Source organism: Mesorhizobium sp. M0898, from assembly GCF_040319695.1.
Classification (GTDB): Bacteria; Pseudomonadota; Alphaproteobacteria; order Rhizobiales; family Rhizobiaceae; genus Mesorhizobium.
The window spans coordinates 49,996-63,532 of record NZ_JAMYOE010000019.1 but is presented as its reverse complement, the minus strand read 5'-3'; the positions used below and the strand labels follow the sequence as shown (position 1 = coordinate 63,532).

Here is a 13,537-nt window from a genome sequence, read left to right as displayed (position 1 = left end):
AATTGTGCTAATGAGCGGCAAATTTTGTTTTTACGCATGTCGCTGTCCCAAAATCGCTGCGCAGTTTTGGGCGACATGCAGCAAGGAACCTGCTCATGACCGATACGAAAAACCTCACCCAGCTCGGCACCAACGTCGAGGCGCCACAGAGCCCTGAAGCGGCAGTCCTGGAAACCGTGCCGTTTTCGCGCGGCGACGGCCCGCCGGCCATCGTTCGCTTCACCTGCCCGGAATTCACTTCGCTCTGCCCGGTCACCGGCCAGCCGGACTTCGCCCATATCGTCATCGACTACGCACCCGATGCGCTGCTGGTGGAATCGAAGTCGCTCAAGCTGTTCATGACCTCGTTTCGCAACCATGGCGCCTTCCACGAAGAATGCACCGTCATGATCGGCCGCCGCATCATCGCCGCGACCAAGCCATTGTGGTTGCGCATCGGCGGCTACTGGTATCCGCGCGGCGGCATTCCGATCGACGTGTTCTGGCAAACCGGCGCGCCGCCGGAAGGTGTGTGGCTGCCCGACACCGGCGTCGCCCCCTATCGCGGGCGCGGCTGATCGGACGGAGCGGCTCACCTGATCCCGGTCCGGCACAGGTTGGTCTCCAGGAAAGGCATCACCGCGTCGCGGTACCGCTGTTGGTCATAGCGATAGAGATCAACATGCCGCGCGCCGTCGAACCAGACCAGCTTTGCGTCAGCGCCTGCCGCATCTTTCAACGCCAGTGTCTGGCTGCGAGCGACAAACGGATCCGAATTGCCTGCTAGCAGCAAAATCGGCCGATCAATCGCGCCGATGCGATCGACCGGCCTGACATCATCTACCCCGAAGCCAAGGCGGAGCTGCATCTGCGCCAAGAGGATGGTCGCCTGTACGTCGCGCAACATAGGCAAGGGCGCTCGCAACGCCGTGGTTTCCAGCAAAGTCGCGTAGAGCTGCTCCAGGACATAGGCGTCGGCATGCTCCTGCTGAGCGCCAAATACAAAAGCAGCCGCACCGAGCGACGAGCCGATGGCCGCCACCTTGCGACCGGCGAAGCGTTGCCGGGCAAAGGCGAGGATGCGGCTGGCGTCCTGCCGTTCGATGTAACCAAAGCCTCTGATATCGCCGCCGCTTTCGCCATGTCCCGACAGATCGAACAGCACGATCGAGTAGCCGCTTTCGAAAAGCAGCTTCGCTCGTGGAACCATGGCCAGCTTGTTTGAACCACGTCCGTGTAACAGCACGATTGTTCCGCAACTGTCCTGCCGATCCGCCACCCAACCGGCAAGGTCGGGCGCGCCCTCCCGCTTCAGAACGATGCGCTCCACCGGTAACCCCACAGGCAGCGTGAAGCTTTGCTGAGGGACGCGGGCCACCGCGTGGCTTCCTGCCTCCCAGGTGACAGCGCAGGCCAGGACGCAAACCGCCGCGAATAAAGCAACCACGACAGGACCTCTTCTCATCGATCGGTCACGTGCACTTCGCATCAGTTGAGCGGCAGCCGCCGGTAGCGGCTGGGGCTGTTCGGGTCGCTGAAATGGTGCATCGGCCCGTGTTCGGCAAAGTGCGCTGACCAGCGTTTCATTGCCGCCGGATCGAGTTCGACGCCCAGCCCGTCACCCTCCGGCACGCGCACCGTATTGCCCGTCTGGCGGAAAGGACCGTCCTTGATGACATCGCCGATCTGCCAGCGAAACAACGACTGCGACGCCTCGGTGATCCACGGTGTCGCCGCCACGACGTGCAGATAAGCCGATGTCATGATGCCGAGATCGTTCGAATAGCACCAGAACCCCTTGCCCATCGCCTCACAGGCGGCGATGAATTTCAGAGTTTTCGACAATCCGCCGAGTGCTGCGAAATTGCAGACGAAGTAATCCGGCGCACCGAGCGCGACTGCCCGTCTGAGATCCGGGATGTGCGTCGAGAACGGAATGCGCGAATGCTGGCGCAGCGCAGCCATCTCCTCGAAGGTCGCGACCGGATCCTCGTAGTTGCGGATGTTGAACGGCTCGATCTCGCGCAGCACCCAGCGCGCTGTGGTCAGCGACCACTGCATGTTGGAATCGAGTTTGATCTGCGCTTTATCGCCAAGCGCCTCGCGCAGCATGCGCACTGTCCTGATCTCGTGCTCGGGATCGCCCATGATCAGCTTGCCCTCGAAAATCGTCGAGCCGTGCTGTTCTCGCATGCCGAGACAGTAGTCGACGATCGCTTCGGCGGTCATCTCGCCGCCGGCTCCGCCGTGAGCGGGGCGAAAGGCGAAATATTCCGAAAACGGAATGTCCTTGCGCACCGCGCCGCCGAGCAGCTTGTAGAGCGGCATGCCGAAGACCTTGCCTCTTATATCCCACAGCGCCAGTTCGACGGCGCCGAACGCCACCGTGGCTGCATTCTCGCCGGTGTTGGCGGTAATCTGCCAGGGCGGCACGCAGCGCGCCTCGCAGTCGGCGATGTCGAGGGGATCGGCGCCAATCAGCGCCGGCGCGATCTCGGCCTTGATCACCTCGCCGAAATGCCACCATGGCGCCTCGCCCAGTCCGACCACGCCTTCGTCCGTCTCGACCTCGATGATCGATTTCGAGGCGCCGCCGTAGAGACCAGCCGTCCACCAGAACGGAGCATCGAGCGGGACGTTGACGTGGGTGACGCGGATGTTGGTGATCTTCATCGGTTCCGTTCTCACTCACACTGGTATTGGCTTAGCGCCCATTCGCCGGTCACCGAGAGCAGGTCCGATATCTTCCAGTCGCCATCGATCTTTTTGAACTTCCATTCCAGCCGGTGCGGATTGCCGGCGACGACAAAAGCGACGACGACCTTGGCCTCGTCGCCCTTGATCGCTTCGATGGTCTTCAGGCTCTTGTCGATCTCCGCCTTGTCGTATTCGGAATTGTCGAGCGCCATGTTGGGATCGAGGCACTCGCCCTGCCCCGACTTCCGCAGCGCGTCGCTCTTGTCCAGCACCGACTTTGCCGGGTCGGTGAAATGGCCCCGCTGAGCCGGATCGACCTCGAGCCCGGCATGCTCGTAGAACGGCTTCACCACCGCGGTCGGCGAGCCCGGCTGCACGGCTGCGGCCGGCGCGTTTTCTGCCGGCGGCGAAACTGCCGGCGGAGGTGCCGCACTGTCGGCCGGCGCGTTTGCGGGCGGCGCGCCGAACAGGTCCTGAGCGGCGGCGCTGCTCAATCCGGCCAGCAGGCACGCAGTCGCCAAAATCCAGGGACGGCAGCGAAGCACGGCATCACTCCGGCGACTGCCCGGCCAGGCATTCGAGCGCACTCAGGGTCCAGCCGCTGGTCTTCGAGGTAATGTCGGCGACCTTCCACTGGCCGTCGATCTTCTTCAACGACCAGACCATTTCGCGTTTGGAACCATCGCCTTCCGGAAAAAGGTTGAACGTCGCCGTCACCTCGGCGCTGTCGCCATCCAGCGTTTCGGCCAGCGTCAGCGTCTTGGCCACGGTCTTCTCGTCATAGTCCTGCGCATCGAGACCAGGGGCGAAGTCGATGCAGGGAACTTCATCCGGATGGTTCTTTGCCGCATTGTCGTTCAGTTCGAACAGTTTCGTCACCGGTTCGGTGAAGCGGTCGCGATATTGCGCATCGGCCTCGAACTTGACCGACGGGACATAAAAGAACTTCACGGCGTTGGCAGCAGGGCCGGCAAACGCGGCCGCCGGCACGGCCATCGAAAGCGCGGCAACAAAAAGTGGCAGTTTCATGGGTGTCCCCGATTGTTCACTGACGGAAGCTATCAGTACCACGCATCTTGCCCGTCGGCCTTCTTGCGGTCCATGAAATCCTGCAACGCGTCCTCTGCTGGCAACTCAGGCGTTCAGCCAGACGTTCTGGAGATCCATCTCGAAGGTTTGGTGGACACCGTAGTTCTTCACCTTCTCGTTCATGTGGCTGAACAGCTTCTGCCAAAACGGCTGAATGATGACGCCCGAATCTTGCAGGATCTGCTCGATGTCCTTCATGACCTCGCGGCGCTTTTCCACGTCGATGAGCGAAAGAGCCTGCTTGAGCTTGGCGTCGAAATCAGGGTTCGAGTAGCCGGTTTCGTTCCAGGCCTCGCCGGTGCGATAGCCGAGCGCCAGCACCTGTACGCCAAGCGGGCGCATGTACCAGATGGTCATCGAATAGGGGTATTTCGTCCAGTCGTTCCAGAATGTCGATCCCGGCAGCACGGTGCGCTTCACCTTGATCCCGGCATCGCGCAGCTGGCCGGCAATAGCGTCGCCGGTGTTCTTCTGCCAATCGTCCTCGACGGTGATCAGTTCATGCTCGAAGTCGTCCTGCCCGGCATCGGCCATAAGCTTCCTGGCGCCCGCGGCGTCGCGTGTCTTCTTGGGCAGCGCGTAGTATTCCGGATGAATCGGACTGACGTGGTGGTTTTCACCAACAGTGCCTCGCCCGGCGTAGCCAAGTTCGAGCACCGCTTTGTTGTCGACGGCCATCTGGAGGGCGTTGCGAACCCGCTTGTCGTCATAGGGCTTGTTCGTGATGTTGGTCCGGGCGACGAGCGTGGTCGCTGTCGCAACCTCCGATTTGACCAGCCCCATCTTGTCGAGAATGTCTATGAAGTCGGCCGGCGTCTCGAAATTGAGGTCGATTTCGCCGGAGTCGAATGCATTTATCGAGGCGTTGAAATCGCTTCCGTAGTCGATGAATTCGACGCCGTCGAGAAGCGCTTCACCGCCCCACCATTTGCCATTCTCACGACGCTTGACGACCGCTTTCTGGCCGACCGCATAAGACACCAGTTCGAACGGCCCGGTGCCAATCGGCTTCTCGATCGGATTGGTGCCGTCGGCGTCGAAGTTGCGATGGACCACCAGCGCCGGATAGTCGGTGAAGTTCGGGATCAGCGAGACGTCCGGCTCGTTCAGCTTCAGCTTCACCGTGTTGTCGTCGACCTTGGTGATCGCCCCTTCCCTGGCCTTGCCGGTCTTTGCATCGATCAGCGCACCGACGCGCGCGGCCATCGAATTGCCGGCGGCAGCCTTCTCGCACCAGCGCGTCAGATTGTAGGCCACGTCATCGGCGTTGAAAGCATCGCCGTTGTTCCAGGCGATGCCCTTGCGCACATGCAGCACGTATTCGGTGGCGTCGTCGTTGACCTCCCAGCTTTCGAGCAGAACCGGCTCGAATGTGAACTGGCGGGTGTAGCGTACGAGCGGCTCGAGCCAGCAGCGTGAAATGTTCGCAAGTTCCACCCAGTCGTAGGTGCGCGTGTCCTTTTGCGCCTTCACCGACATCGAAACGTGCAGCGTTCCGCCTTTCTTCGGCTCTTCAGCCAAAGCCCGCTCCGGCACGGCAAGTCCAATCATGCCGTAGGCAAGGGCCGTCGATGCGCCGAAAGCGCTTGCCAGGGCCAGAAACTCCCGCCGGTCGACGCGACCGGCGCGCGCCTCGCTGGCCATTGCTTCGATGGCGCTCGGTACGCTATCGCCGTTGCTTCTGAAGAGTGTCATTTTTTCCTCCCTTATGGTTCGCATCGGGTCTTCGCCCGTGATCAACTAACGCTGTCCGGCAGTTTCTCCTCGCGCCGCGCAATCAAATCTTTGAGACCATCGGCGATGCCCTCATCGAGCTTCGGCTCCTCATAATCGGCGAGCATGTTGCGCGCTTTCTCGCGGCCGCGGGTGTCGTGGTCCTTTGCTCCTTCCGCCTTCCACTGTTCGAATGAATTGAAGTCCATGATGCTCGGTATGAAGAAGGCGGACTCGAAATGTTCAAGCGTGTGCTGGGTGCCGAGGAAATGGCCCTGCGGTCCGACCTCGCGGATAGCCGCCATAGCCTCCTTGAAATCGTCGAATGGCAGCCCGCCAGCATATTTGTACCAGCCGACAAGCTGCTCGCAGTCGGTGGCAAATTTCGAATAGCCGCAGGTCAGGCCGGCCTCGAGCCAACCGGCAGAGTGCCAGATGTAGTTGGCGCCGGCAAGGATGGCGGCATGCATCAGCATGTTCGCCTCGTAGCCCGCCTGGGCGTCGTTCAGCTTCGAGCCGACATGGAAACCGGACGTGCGCCACGGCAGACGATACTTCCGCGCCAGCGCGCCCATGAGATACATCATCTGGGCCGCCTCCGGCGTGCCGCCCATGGGAGCGCCGGTCTTCATGTCGACCGTCACCATGAACTGTCCGTAGATCTGCGGCGAACCCGGACGCAGGAGCTGTGTGAACGCGACGCCCGCCAGCGCTTCGGCATTGACCTGCGCGACCGCACCGACGGCAGAGGCCGAAGTCGAGGCGCCGCAAAGGGCGAAGGGGGCGAGAATCAGCGGCTGGTTGTGGCGCGCATAGACTTTCATCGCGTCCAGCATGGTGGCGTCCCACACCAGCGGCGAATTGCAGTTGGTGATCGACACCAGGACCGGGTTGTCGCGGACAAAATCCTCGCCGAACACGATGCCTGCCATCGCCATCGTGTCTTCGGCTCGATCCCTGGAGGTCACGATGCCCATGAACGGCTTGTCCGAGTGCTTCAGCGCCGAATGGATGATGTGGAGGTGACGTTTCGGCACCGCGATTTCCATCGGCTCGCAGATGATCGAGCTCGACGAATGCAGCGCCGGCGCCATGTAGGCGAGCTTGTGGAAATTGTTGAGGTCGGCGAGTGTGCCGTAGCGCCGGTTGTTGTCGAGGTCGCGCACGTAAGGCGCCCCGTACATCGGCACGAAGATGGAGTTGTTTCCACCCACACGTACGGAACGCTGGGGATTCCTCGCATTGAGCGTGAACTCCGACGGGACCTTCGAGATGAGCTCCATCAGCAGGGCGCGGTCGATCCGGACCCTTGTCTCCGAGACATCGGCGCCCGCCGCCTTCCACATTGCGATCGCCTCGTCGTCGCGGAACTCGCATCCGACTTCTTCGAGGATGGAGAGCGACTCCTGGTGGATCAGCTCAACCGCCTCGTCCGGAACCATCTGATAGACGGGAATCTGGCGGACCAGGGTTGGAAACGACGCTATGGGTGCGCCCCGCAGCGCCTTGCGCCCCAGGCGGCCGCCGCTGCGGCGGTTGGTGTGTTCGCTCACTTCAACGGCCGGTGCGTTCATGAAGGCTCCATATTCCAGTCTCGACCAATCTAGCCAGACAAAATGCGGCTGTGACGCTGGAAAATCCTGATCTCTTGTATAAGCTCAGCTTATGCGAAGCTTGCGCCACCTGCTGCCGTCGGCCGGCAGCCTGATCGTTTTCGAGGCCGCCGGGCGGCTGTCGAGCTTTACCGCCGCCGGGCGGGAGCTCGGCATGACGCAGGCTGCCGTCTCATATGCGATCCGTGGGCTCGAAGAGCAGCTCGGCGCCAAACTCTTCCAGCGCCGCCACCGGCAAGTCAGCCTGACCGAGGCCGGCGACCGCTTCCATGCCGACGTCTCGCTCGGCCTGTCGCACATTCGCAAGTCGGCGGAGGATCTGCGCCAGATCGCCGTCGGCGCGCATGTGACACTCGCCGCCTCGACCGCCTTTGCCTCGTTCTGGATGATGCCGCGCCTGCAGCAGTTTCGCGACGAATTGCCGGGCATCGACCTGCGCATCCAGACCGCCGACCGCGATCTTGACATCATCGCCGAAGACATCCCGCTCGGCGTCCGCGGCGGCGAGCCCAGGGAATGGCCGGATTATCATTCGCTGCCGCTGGCCGATGAGGTGATATTCCCCGTTGCCGGCGTTAGTTATGTGGCACGGTTCGGGCTGCCGGAGGGTGTCGCGGACCTTCAATCGCACCGCCTCATCCATCTCGAAGAGCCGTTTCGCGAGGCCGCGAGCTGGGACGAATGGTTCGCCTCGGCCGGTGTCGACATCGCCGATGCCGGACGCGGCTTGCGCATCAACGACTATGCGCTGGTGATCCAGGCAGTCATGGAAGGGCAAGGCATCGCGCTCGGCTGGGGTCACCTCGCCGAGCGGCTGCTGGCATCAGGGCTGCTGGTGCGCGTCACCGGCCACGCGATGACGACCGGCAAGGGCTTTCATGTCATCTGGTCGAAGAACCGCGAACTCAGCGACAACGCCCGCAAGGTGCGGGACTGGCTGGCGGCGCAGGCGTGAGGCTATCCCAACAATAAGTGCGGGCTTGGTAGCCATCTCTTTAGAGAAATCGGTCGAAGCGATGCTCCGCACCCCATCATGTCGTGTCATCAATAACTTTCGAATTTAGTAGCCCCAGATTGTTCAGCCTCCATCGCATGGAGGATTTGGAGACGTTGTAGACTCGGGCAGCCTCCGAAACGAACTTATACCAGCCAATGTTGTGCCTTATCGTCGCTTCGGGGATTAAGATATTTGCCGCGAAGCTGTTAGCTTGACGTTCGTGAACATCATCGATTTGGCTGTTATAAAGATTGCTGTCGCGCAGCGTTCGATATTTTGTGTCGTCATTCACACCCTTACCCAGCATCCCCTTGTGCAATATGTAATGCCCAAGTTCATGCGCAATCGTAAAGCGCTGGCGGGTGATAGGCTCTCCCGCAGCGGACGAAATCTCATATGTACCGTCATCAAGGAGCTTAATCTGACCCGAGACATCGGGCGGCAGCGCAGCATTCATGACAAGCTTGATCCCAGGTCCCGGATGGCATCCTCGATGCGCACCGGAACCTCGTCAATGTAGGTATCGAGTTTATCGACTGGGTTTGCCATTGTACGCGTCCAAAATGTTCCCTTCCACATCGCCTGCATCCGTAACGTCTGTAAGTCCAAGTCTTTCCATCTGAGCCTGAAGAGCAGCCAACGCCTGCGGATCCTTCAGAACCTCCTTTATAACGGCGAAGCCATCCTTTCGAATGTGTTCTTGGACGGACTCAGGGACGTTCTTGTGCGCCACATCCCTGGCGGCCTGCTGAGCAGATCGCCGGATAGAAAAGTACGCGCCAAATCCAATCAAGACTAAGGCCACGCCTAGAATTGAAAGCGCTATCCCGAGAAGTTCCAGAACGCCGACGTCATATGCGATCTGTAATGCATCGGGATGGGCAATCGCGTCATCGATCCGATCGGACGGCACGGTGATCGAAATAAACGACCAATCCGACACGTTGCCTCCCGACTCATGTGGTGTCACTTACGCCCATTATCTACAAATTGTGAACAGATGGGAATAGAGGCAGGGAAACCGGCGACTCAGGTTAGTATTTTCTGAGTTAACCAGCGGAGGGGCATGAAATGACGATAGATATCAAGGAATCCGGACCGCAAGATGTAGTGAGGCCATTTAGACCTTCGCTCGAAGTCGCCACCAAGCTATCAACCGACCAACGGCAAACGGAAGCTATCGAGCACATCGCTGTATCGCTCTCAGCAATCGATCACAATATCGAACGCTTGGTGAGCCTTTTCGATGGTTTCTATAAGATGATGGCGCAAAGGCGCTAGCAGCCTCAGAAGCGGTGCAAGAGGCCGGAGCCAGTCCAGCCGCCTCAGATGCCGTACAACCGGCCGGGGACATTCCAGCCATCTCGGATGCCGTGCGCGTGTCGAAATCGTTCTGATTCATGCACTAGCATGTTGGCACCAGTCTTACATGTACATCCGCAATAATGGTCGTCAAACCGTCACGACGATCTTGCCGAATTGCTCGTTCGATTCGAGATAGCGGTGCGCCTCGACGATCTGGTCGAACGGAAAGGTTCTGGCGATTGCCGGCTTCAGCGAACCCGAGCTCAGTCCGTCAAGGATGAACGCCTTGGCGGCCTGCAGCCGGACCGGATCGCGCACGATCTCATGGACGAGATAACCGCGCAGCGTCAGTGTCTTTGCCAGCACTGCAGGTAGTGGAAAGGGTGTCGGGTCGAGGCTCAAGCCGCCATATTCGATGAGAATGCCACCCGGTGCCATCGCCGCCGTCAGTGGCTCGAAGATCGGGCCGCCGACGGCATCGAACACCACGCGCACGCCGTCCGGGCCGGCGATCCGCTTCAGCCCGGCTTCCAGGTCCTCCTCTGCCGAGGCGATGACGTGGGCCGCGCCGAACTCAAGCAAAGCCCGCTTCTTGGCGGATGTCCGTGTGACCGCGATCGGGGTCGCGCCAACCATGTTGGCGATCTGGATCGCGGCAAGTCCGACGCTGCTCGAGGCCGCAATGATGACGACAACGTTCTGCCTGCCAAGTTTGGCAATGTCGATCAGCGCACCGTAGGCCGTGAGATATTGCATCCACGCTGCGGCGGCTTCTTCCCAGCTCAGCGATGGTGGATGCTTGACGACGAGCTCGGCGGGATATGTGGCAATCTCACCATAGGCAGGCCAGCGGGCCATCGATAATGGCGGCACGATGCTGACGGCATCGCCAGGCGCAAACCCGTCCACGCCTTCGCCGACCATCTCGACTATACCCGCGGCCTCGAGCCCAAGACCGGAAGGCAATGGCGCGGTCTGGATGTAGGTCCCCGAACGCAGCAGCGCCTCGGCGCGGTTTATACCCAACGCCTTGACGCGGATCTGAATCTCACCGCTCGCGGGCGCAGGCGTGTCAACATTCTCGATGCGCAGGACCTCGGGACCACCGAGCTCATGAAAGCGAACGACACGTGCCATCGGTCAAACTCCAAAATATTTGAACTGAATCAGCTATGCCAGCGCTCATCAGGCGGATAAATAGCCGCTTGAGTAGATCAGCAGAAACTGCAGGTTTTGAATATGGATCGCCTTACGAGCATGGCCGTGTTCGTCAAAGCCGTCGACCTGGGCTCGTTCGCAGCCGCGGCGGCGGCTCTCGATCTGTCCGGGCCGATGGTCGGCAAGCATGTCCGGTTTCTCGAGGAGCGCCTGAGCGTGCGCCTCATCAACCGGACGACGCGCCGCCAAAGCCTGACCGATTTCGGGCGCGCCTATTATGAACGCTGCCGGCTGGTGCTTGCCGAAGCGGAGGCCGCGGATGCACTCGCCGCCGACCAGCTTGCCGAACCGCGCGGAAAGCTGCGTGTCCTCATGCCGGTGCATTTCGGCCGGCGCTGCGTTGCCCCGATCCTGTTCGGGTTTGCGCAGCAATATCCGGCGCTGGAACTTGACCTGTCGTTCAGCGATGCCATCGCCGACCTCGCCGAGGACGGCTGCGATCTTGCCATTAGAACGGGCGACCTGGAGGACCAGGCCGGGGTGATGGCGCGTCGCATCGCGCGCCAGCACATGGTCGTCTGCGCGTCGCCGTCCTATCTCGACCGGCACGGCCAGCCGCAGGAAATAGATGACCTCGGCAGCCGTCACGCGATCATCTACCGCCGTTCCGGGCGTGCCGTTCAGCCGTGGCTGTTTCCGCGCAATGGCCACCCCGCGATTGAGATCAGACCAGTCAGCAGATTGCGGCTCGACGACCTCGATGCCATCGCCGATGCCGCGGCCGCCGGCATGGGGCTCGCCTGGCTGCCATACTGGCTGGTTTGCCAGCGCATCCAGGCGGGCGCACTTGTCCCGCTGTTGTCGGAACAATCCTGGTTTCTCTACGACGTTCATGCCCTGTGGTTGCAGACGCCTCATCTGCCGATGAAAGTCCGCCTTGCCGTCGATGCACTGTCGGCAGCGCTGCCCAAGCTCATGAGTTGAAGTGCACGAGCGGCCAGTCGCGATCAGCTGCGTGGATTTCCTCAATTCCGCCCTCCCGCATCGACCACGAATCCGCCTATAGTGCCCCATGCCGATCCGCCAGCTTTCCGAAACGATGATCAACCAGATCGCCGCCGGCGAAGTCATCGAGCGTCCGGCAAGCGTGGTCAAGGAACTGGTCGAGAACGCGCTCGATGCCGGTGCTGCGAGAGTCGAGATCGTCACCGCCGGCGGCGGGCTGAACCTGATCCGCGTCAGTGACGACGGCTCGGGCATTCCGGAAAAGGAACTGGCGCTGGCGATTGCGCGCCATTGCACCTCCAAGCTCGCCGACGACATTCACGACATCCGCTCGCTCGGCTTTCGCGGCGAGGCTTTGCCGTCGATCGGCTCGGTGGCGCGGCTGTCGATCCGCTCGCGCACCGCGTCCAGTGAAAACGCCGCCGAGATCGGCATCGACGGCGGCCGCGTCTCCGCGGTCAGGCCGGCGGCGGCCAATCGCGGAACCACGGTCGAGGTGCGCGACCTGTTCTTCGCCACGCCCGCAAGGCTCAAATTCATGAAGGGCGAGCGCGCCGAAAGCACGGCCATCGGCGACGTGGTCAAGCGCATCGCCATCGCCTTTCCCGCCGTGCGCTTCACCCTGGCCGGCCCGGACCGCTCGACGCTGGAACTGCCGGCGACCGACGACAGCCCGGAAGGCCGGCTGCGCCGGGTGGCGCAGGTGATGGGCGCCGACTTTCCGGACAATGCGATCGCCATCGACGCGATGCGGGACGGCGTGCATCTCGCCGGCCATGTCTCGGTCCCCTCCTTCACCCGCGCCAACGCGCTGCAGCAATACGCCTATGTCAACGGCCGTCCGGTGCGTGACAAACTGATCGCCGGCGCCATTCGTGGCGCCTTCGCCGACGTGCTGCCGCGCGACCGCCATGCCGTCACCGTGCTGTTCCTGACGCTCGATCCGGCGATCGTCGACGTCAACGTCCATCCGGCCAAGGCAGACGTGCGCTTCCGCGACCCGGGGCTGGTGCGCGGGCTGATCGTCGGCGCCATTCGCGAAGCGCTGGCCAATGCCGGCATCCGCCCCGCCACCACAGGGGCCGCCGGCATGATGGCGGCGTTCCGGCCAGGCGCGGCATCCTATGCGCATGGCGGGCCGGCCAACGGTCACCGCAGCTACGGGGCCGCTTACCGGGCCTCAGGCTTTGCCGGGTTCGATCCTGGCCGTTCGCCACAGCGGCCGCTCGATATGGGCGACGGGTTCGGCGAGGACGAGCAGGCGGCCTTCGACGCCGGGCCGCTGCACAGCGCCGATGCGCGCGCCGGGCAAAACGAAGCGGCGGAAACGCTGCTCGGCACGGCGCTGGGCGCGGCGCGCGCGCAAGTGCACGAGAATTATATCGTCGCCCAGACCAGGGATTCTCTTGTCATCGTCGACCAGCATGCGGCGCATGAGCGGCTGGTCTACGAGGCCTTGAAGAACGCCCTCCACTCACGCGCGGTGCCGTCGCAGATGCTGCTGTTGCCCGAGATTGTCGATCTGTCGGAAGAGGATGCCGAGCGGCTTGCCAGGCATTCCGAGACGCTGGCCCGCTTCGGCCTCGGCATCGAGCGCTTCGGCCCCGGTGCCGTCGCGGTGCGCGAGACGCCATCGATGCTCGGGGAGACCAACGTCCAGCAGCTGGTGCGCGATCTCGCCGACGAGATCGCCGACAACGACACGGTCGACACGCTGAAGGAGCGGCTGGACAGAATAGCCGCGACCATGGCCTGCCACGGCTCGGTACGTTCCGGCCGCCTGCTCAAACCGGAAGAGATGAACGCGCTGCTGCGCCAGATGGAGGCGACGCCCGGCTCCGGCACCTGCAACCACGGCCGCCCGACCTATATCGAACTCAAGCTGGCGGATATCGAGAGATTGTTCGGGCGGCGATAAGAAACTCGCAGGGCGCAGCCCCCACCCGGACCTTCGGTCCGACCTCCCCACAAGGGGGAGGTA

Annotated in this window: 14 protein-coding genes; 5 read left to right on the top strand and 9 right to left on the bottom strand. The window is 62.1% G+C overall.

Features of this window, described 5'->3' with window-relative positions; genetic code table 11:
* The first annotated feature begins 95 nt into the window (after positions 1-95).
* Positions 96-557, top strand: coding sequence for a preQ(1) synthase (gene queF / locus NKH90_RS19875; protein ID WP_023674394.1), 462 nt, complete (start codon positions 96-98; stop codon positions 555-557).
* 14 nt (positions 558-571) lie between these two features.
* On the opposite strand, the gene NKH90_RS19870 is transcribed toward queF, so the two are convergent.
* From NKH90_RS19870 to NKH90_RS19845, 6 genes are all read right to left on the bottom strand, one after another.
* Positions 572-1,426, bottom strand: a complete 855-nt coding sequence (locus NKH90_RS19870) for an alpha/beta hydrolase (RefSeq protein ID WP_352820516.1) — start codon at positions 1,424-1,426, stop codon at positions 572-574.
* 41 nt (positions 1,427-1,467) lie between these two features.
* Positions 1,468-2,652, bottom strand: coding sequence for a mandelate racemase/muconate lactonizing enzyme family protein (locus NKH90_RS19865; protein WP_352820514.1), 1,185 nt, complete (start codon positions 2,650-2,652; stop codon positions 1,468-1,470).
* 11 nt (positions 2,653-2,663) lie between these two features.
* On the bottom strand, positions 2,664-3,221 hold the full coding sequence (locus tag NKH90_RS19860) for a hypothetical protein (RefSeq protein WP_352820513.1): 558 nt from the start codon (positions 3,219-3,221) through the stop codon (positions 2,664-2,666).
* Between the two features lie 4 nt (positions 3,222-3,225).
* Positions 3,226-3,705 carry a DUF3828 domain-containing protein gene (locus NKH90_RS19855; protein ID WP_352820512.1) on the bottom strand — a complete coding sequence of 160 codons (480 nt, stop codon included), beginning with the start codon at positions 3,703-3,705 and terminating at the stop codon, positions 3,226-3,228.
* A 105-nt stretch (positions 3,706-3,810) separates the two neighbouring features.
* Complete coding sequence (locus NKH90_RS19850) at positions 3,811-5,460, bottom strand: ABC transporter substrate-binding protein (protein ID WP_352820511.1); 1,650 nt, start codon at positions 5,458-5,460, stop codon at positions 3,811-3,813.
* Positions 5,461-5,501: 41 nt separating this feature from the next.
* Positions 5,502-7,052: a trimethylamine methyltransferase family protein gene (locus tag NKH90_RS19845; RefSeq protein WP_352569798.1), complete on the bottom strand. Its 1,551-nt coding sequence runs from the start codon at positions 7,050-7,052 to the stop codon at positions 5,502-5,504.
* A 91-nt stretch (positions 7,053-7,143) separates the two neighbouring features.
* Between NKH90_RS19845 and NKH90_RS19840 the strand changes: the two genes are divergently transcribed.
* Positions 7,144-8,046, top strand: a complete 903-nt coding sequence (locus tag NKH90_RS19840) for a LysR substrate-binding domain-containing protein (protein WP_352820510.1) — start codon at positions 7,144-7,146, stop codon at positions 8,044-8,046.
* Positions 8,047-8,122: 76 nt separating this feature from the next.
* Here the strand turns inward: NKH90_RS19840 and NKH90_RS19835 are convergent, their stop codons facing one another.
* Together NKH90_RS19835 and NKH90_RS19830 are read right to left on the bottom strand one after the other, a co-directional pair.
* Complete coding sequence (locus NKH90_RS19835) at positions 8,123-8,545, bottom strand: ImmA/IrrE family metallo-endopeptidase (protein ID WP_352820509.1); 423 nt, start codon at positions 8,543-8,545, stop codon at positions 8,123-8,125.
* Between the two features lie 72 nt (positions 8,546-8,617).
* The gene (locus tag NKH90_RS19830; protein ID WP_352820508.1) at positions 8,618-9,031 is read right to left on the bottom strand and encodes a hypothetical protein; all 414 of its coding nucleotides are present in this window, start codon (positions 9,029-9,031) and stop codon (positions 8,618-8,620) included.
* Positions 9,032-9,159: 128 nt separating this feature from the next.
* On the opposite strand from NKH90_RS19830, the gene NKH90_RS19825 reads away from it, so the two are divergent.
* On the top strand, positions 9,160-9,369 hold the full coding sequence (locus NKH90_RS19825) for a hypothetical protein (RefSeq protein WP_352820506.1): 210 nt from the start codon (positions 9,160-9,162) through the stop codon (positions 9,367-9,369).
* A gap of 171 nt (positions 9,370-9,540) precedes the next feature.
* Here NKH90_RS19825 and NKH90_RS19820 read toward each other — a convergent pair whose 3' ends face one another.
* The gene (locus NKH90_RS19820; protein ID WP_352820505.1) at positions 9,541-10,530 is read right to left on the bottom strand and encodes a zinc-dependent alcohol dehydrogenase family protein; all 990 of its coding nucleotides are present in this window, start codon (positions 10,528-10,530) and stop codon (positions 9,541-9,543) included.
* 102 nt (positions 10,531-10,632) lie between these two features.
* Between NKH90_RS19820 and NKH90_RS19815 the strand changes: the two genes are divergently transcribed.
* Both NKH90_RS19815 and mutL read left to right on the top strand, forming a co-directional pair.
* Positions 10,633-11,535, top strand: a complete 903-nt coding sequence (locus NKH90_RS19815; protein ID WP_352820504.1) for a LysR family transcriptional regulator — start codon at positions 10,633-10,635, stop codon at positions 11,533-11,535.
* A gap of 88 nt (positions 11,536-11,623) precedes the next feature.
* The gene (mutL, locus tag NKH90_RS19810; protein ID WP_352820503.1) at positions 11,624-13,474 is read left to right on the top strand and encodes a DNA mismatch repair endonuclease MutL; all 1,851 of its coding nucleotides are present in this window, start codon (positions 11,624-11,626) and stop codon (positions 13,472-13,474) included.
* The last annotated feature ends 63 nt before the right edge of the window (positions 13,475-13,537 follow it).

Coding starts and splice junctions, on each gene's coding strand:
- NKH90_RS19855 (WP_352820512.1), bottom strand. CDS start 3,705: ATGAAACTGCCACTTTTTGTTGCCGCGCTTTCGATGGCCGTGCCGGCG.
- NKH90_RS19850 (WP_352820511.1), bottom strand. CDS start 5,460: ATGACACTCTTCAGAAGCAACGGCGATAGCGTACCGAGCGCCATCGAA.
- NKH90_RS19815 (WP_352820504.1), top strand. CDS start 10,633: ATGGATCGCCTTACGAGCATGGCCGTGTTCGTCAAAGCCGTCGACCTG.
- NKH90_RS19835 (WP_352820509.1), bottom strand. CDS start 8,545: ATGAATGCTGCGCTGCCGCCCGATGTCTCGGGTCAGATTAAGCTCCTT.
- NKH90_RS19825 (WP_352820506.1), top strand. CDS start 9,160: ATGACGATAGATATCAAGGAATCCGGACCGCAAGATGTAGTGAGGCCA.
- NKH90_RS19845 (WP_352569798.1), bottom strand. CDS start 7,052: ATGAACGCACCGGCCGTTGAAGTGAGCGAACACACCAACCGCCGCAGC.
- NKH90_RS19820 (WP_352820505.1), bottom strand. CDS start 10,530: ATGGCACGTGTCGTTCGCTTTCATGAGCTCGGTGGTCCCGAGGTCCTG.
- queF (WP_023674394.1), top strand. CDS start 96: ATGACCGATACGAAAAACCTCACCCAGCTCGGCACCAACGTCGAGGCG.
- mutL (WP_352820503.1), top strand. CDS start 11,624: ATGCCGATCCGCCAGCTTTCCGAAACGATGATCAACCAGATCGCCGCC.
- NKH90_RS19840 (WP_352820510.1), top strand. CDS start 7,144: ATGCGAAGCTTGCGCCACCTGCTGCCGTCGGCCGGCAGCCTGATCGTT.
- NKH90_RS19865 (WP_352820514.1), bottom strand. CDS start 2,652: ATGAAGATCACCAACATCCGCGTCACCCACGTCAACGTCCCGCTCGAT.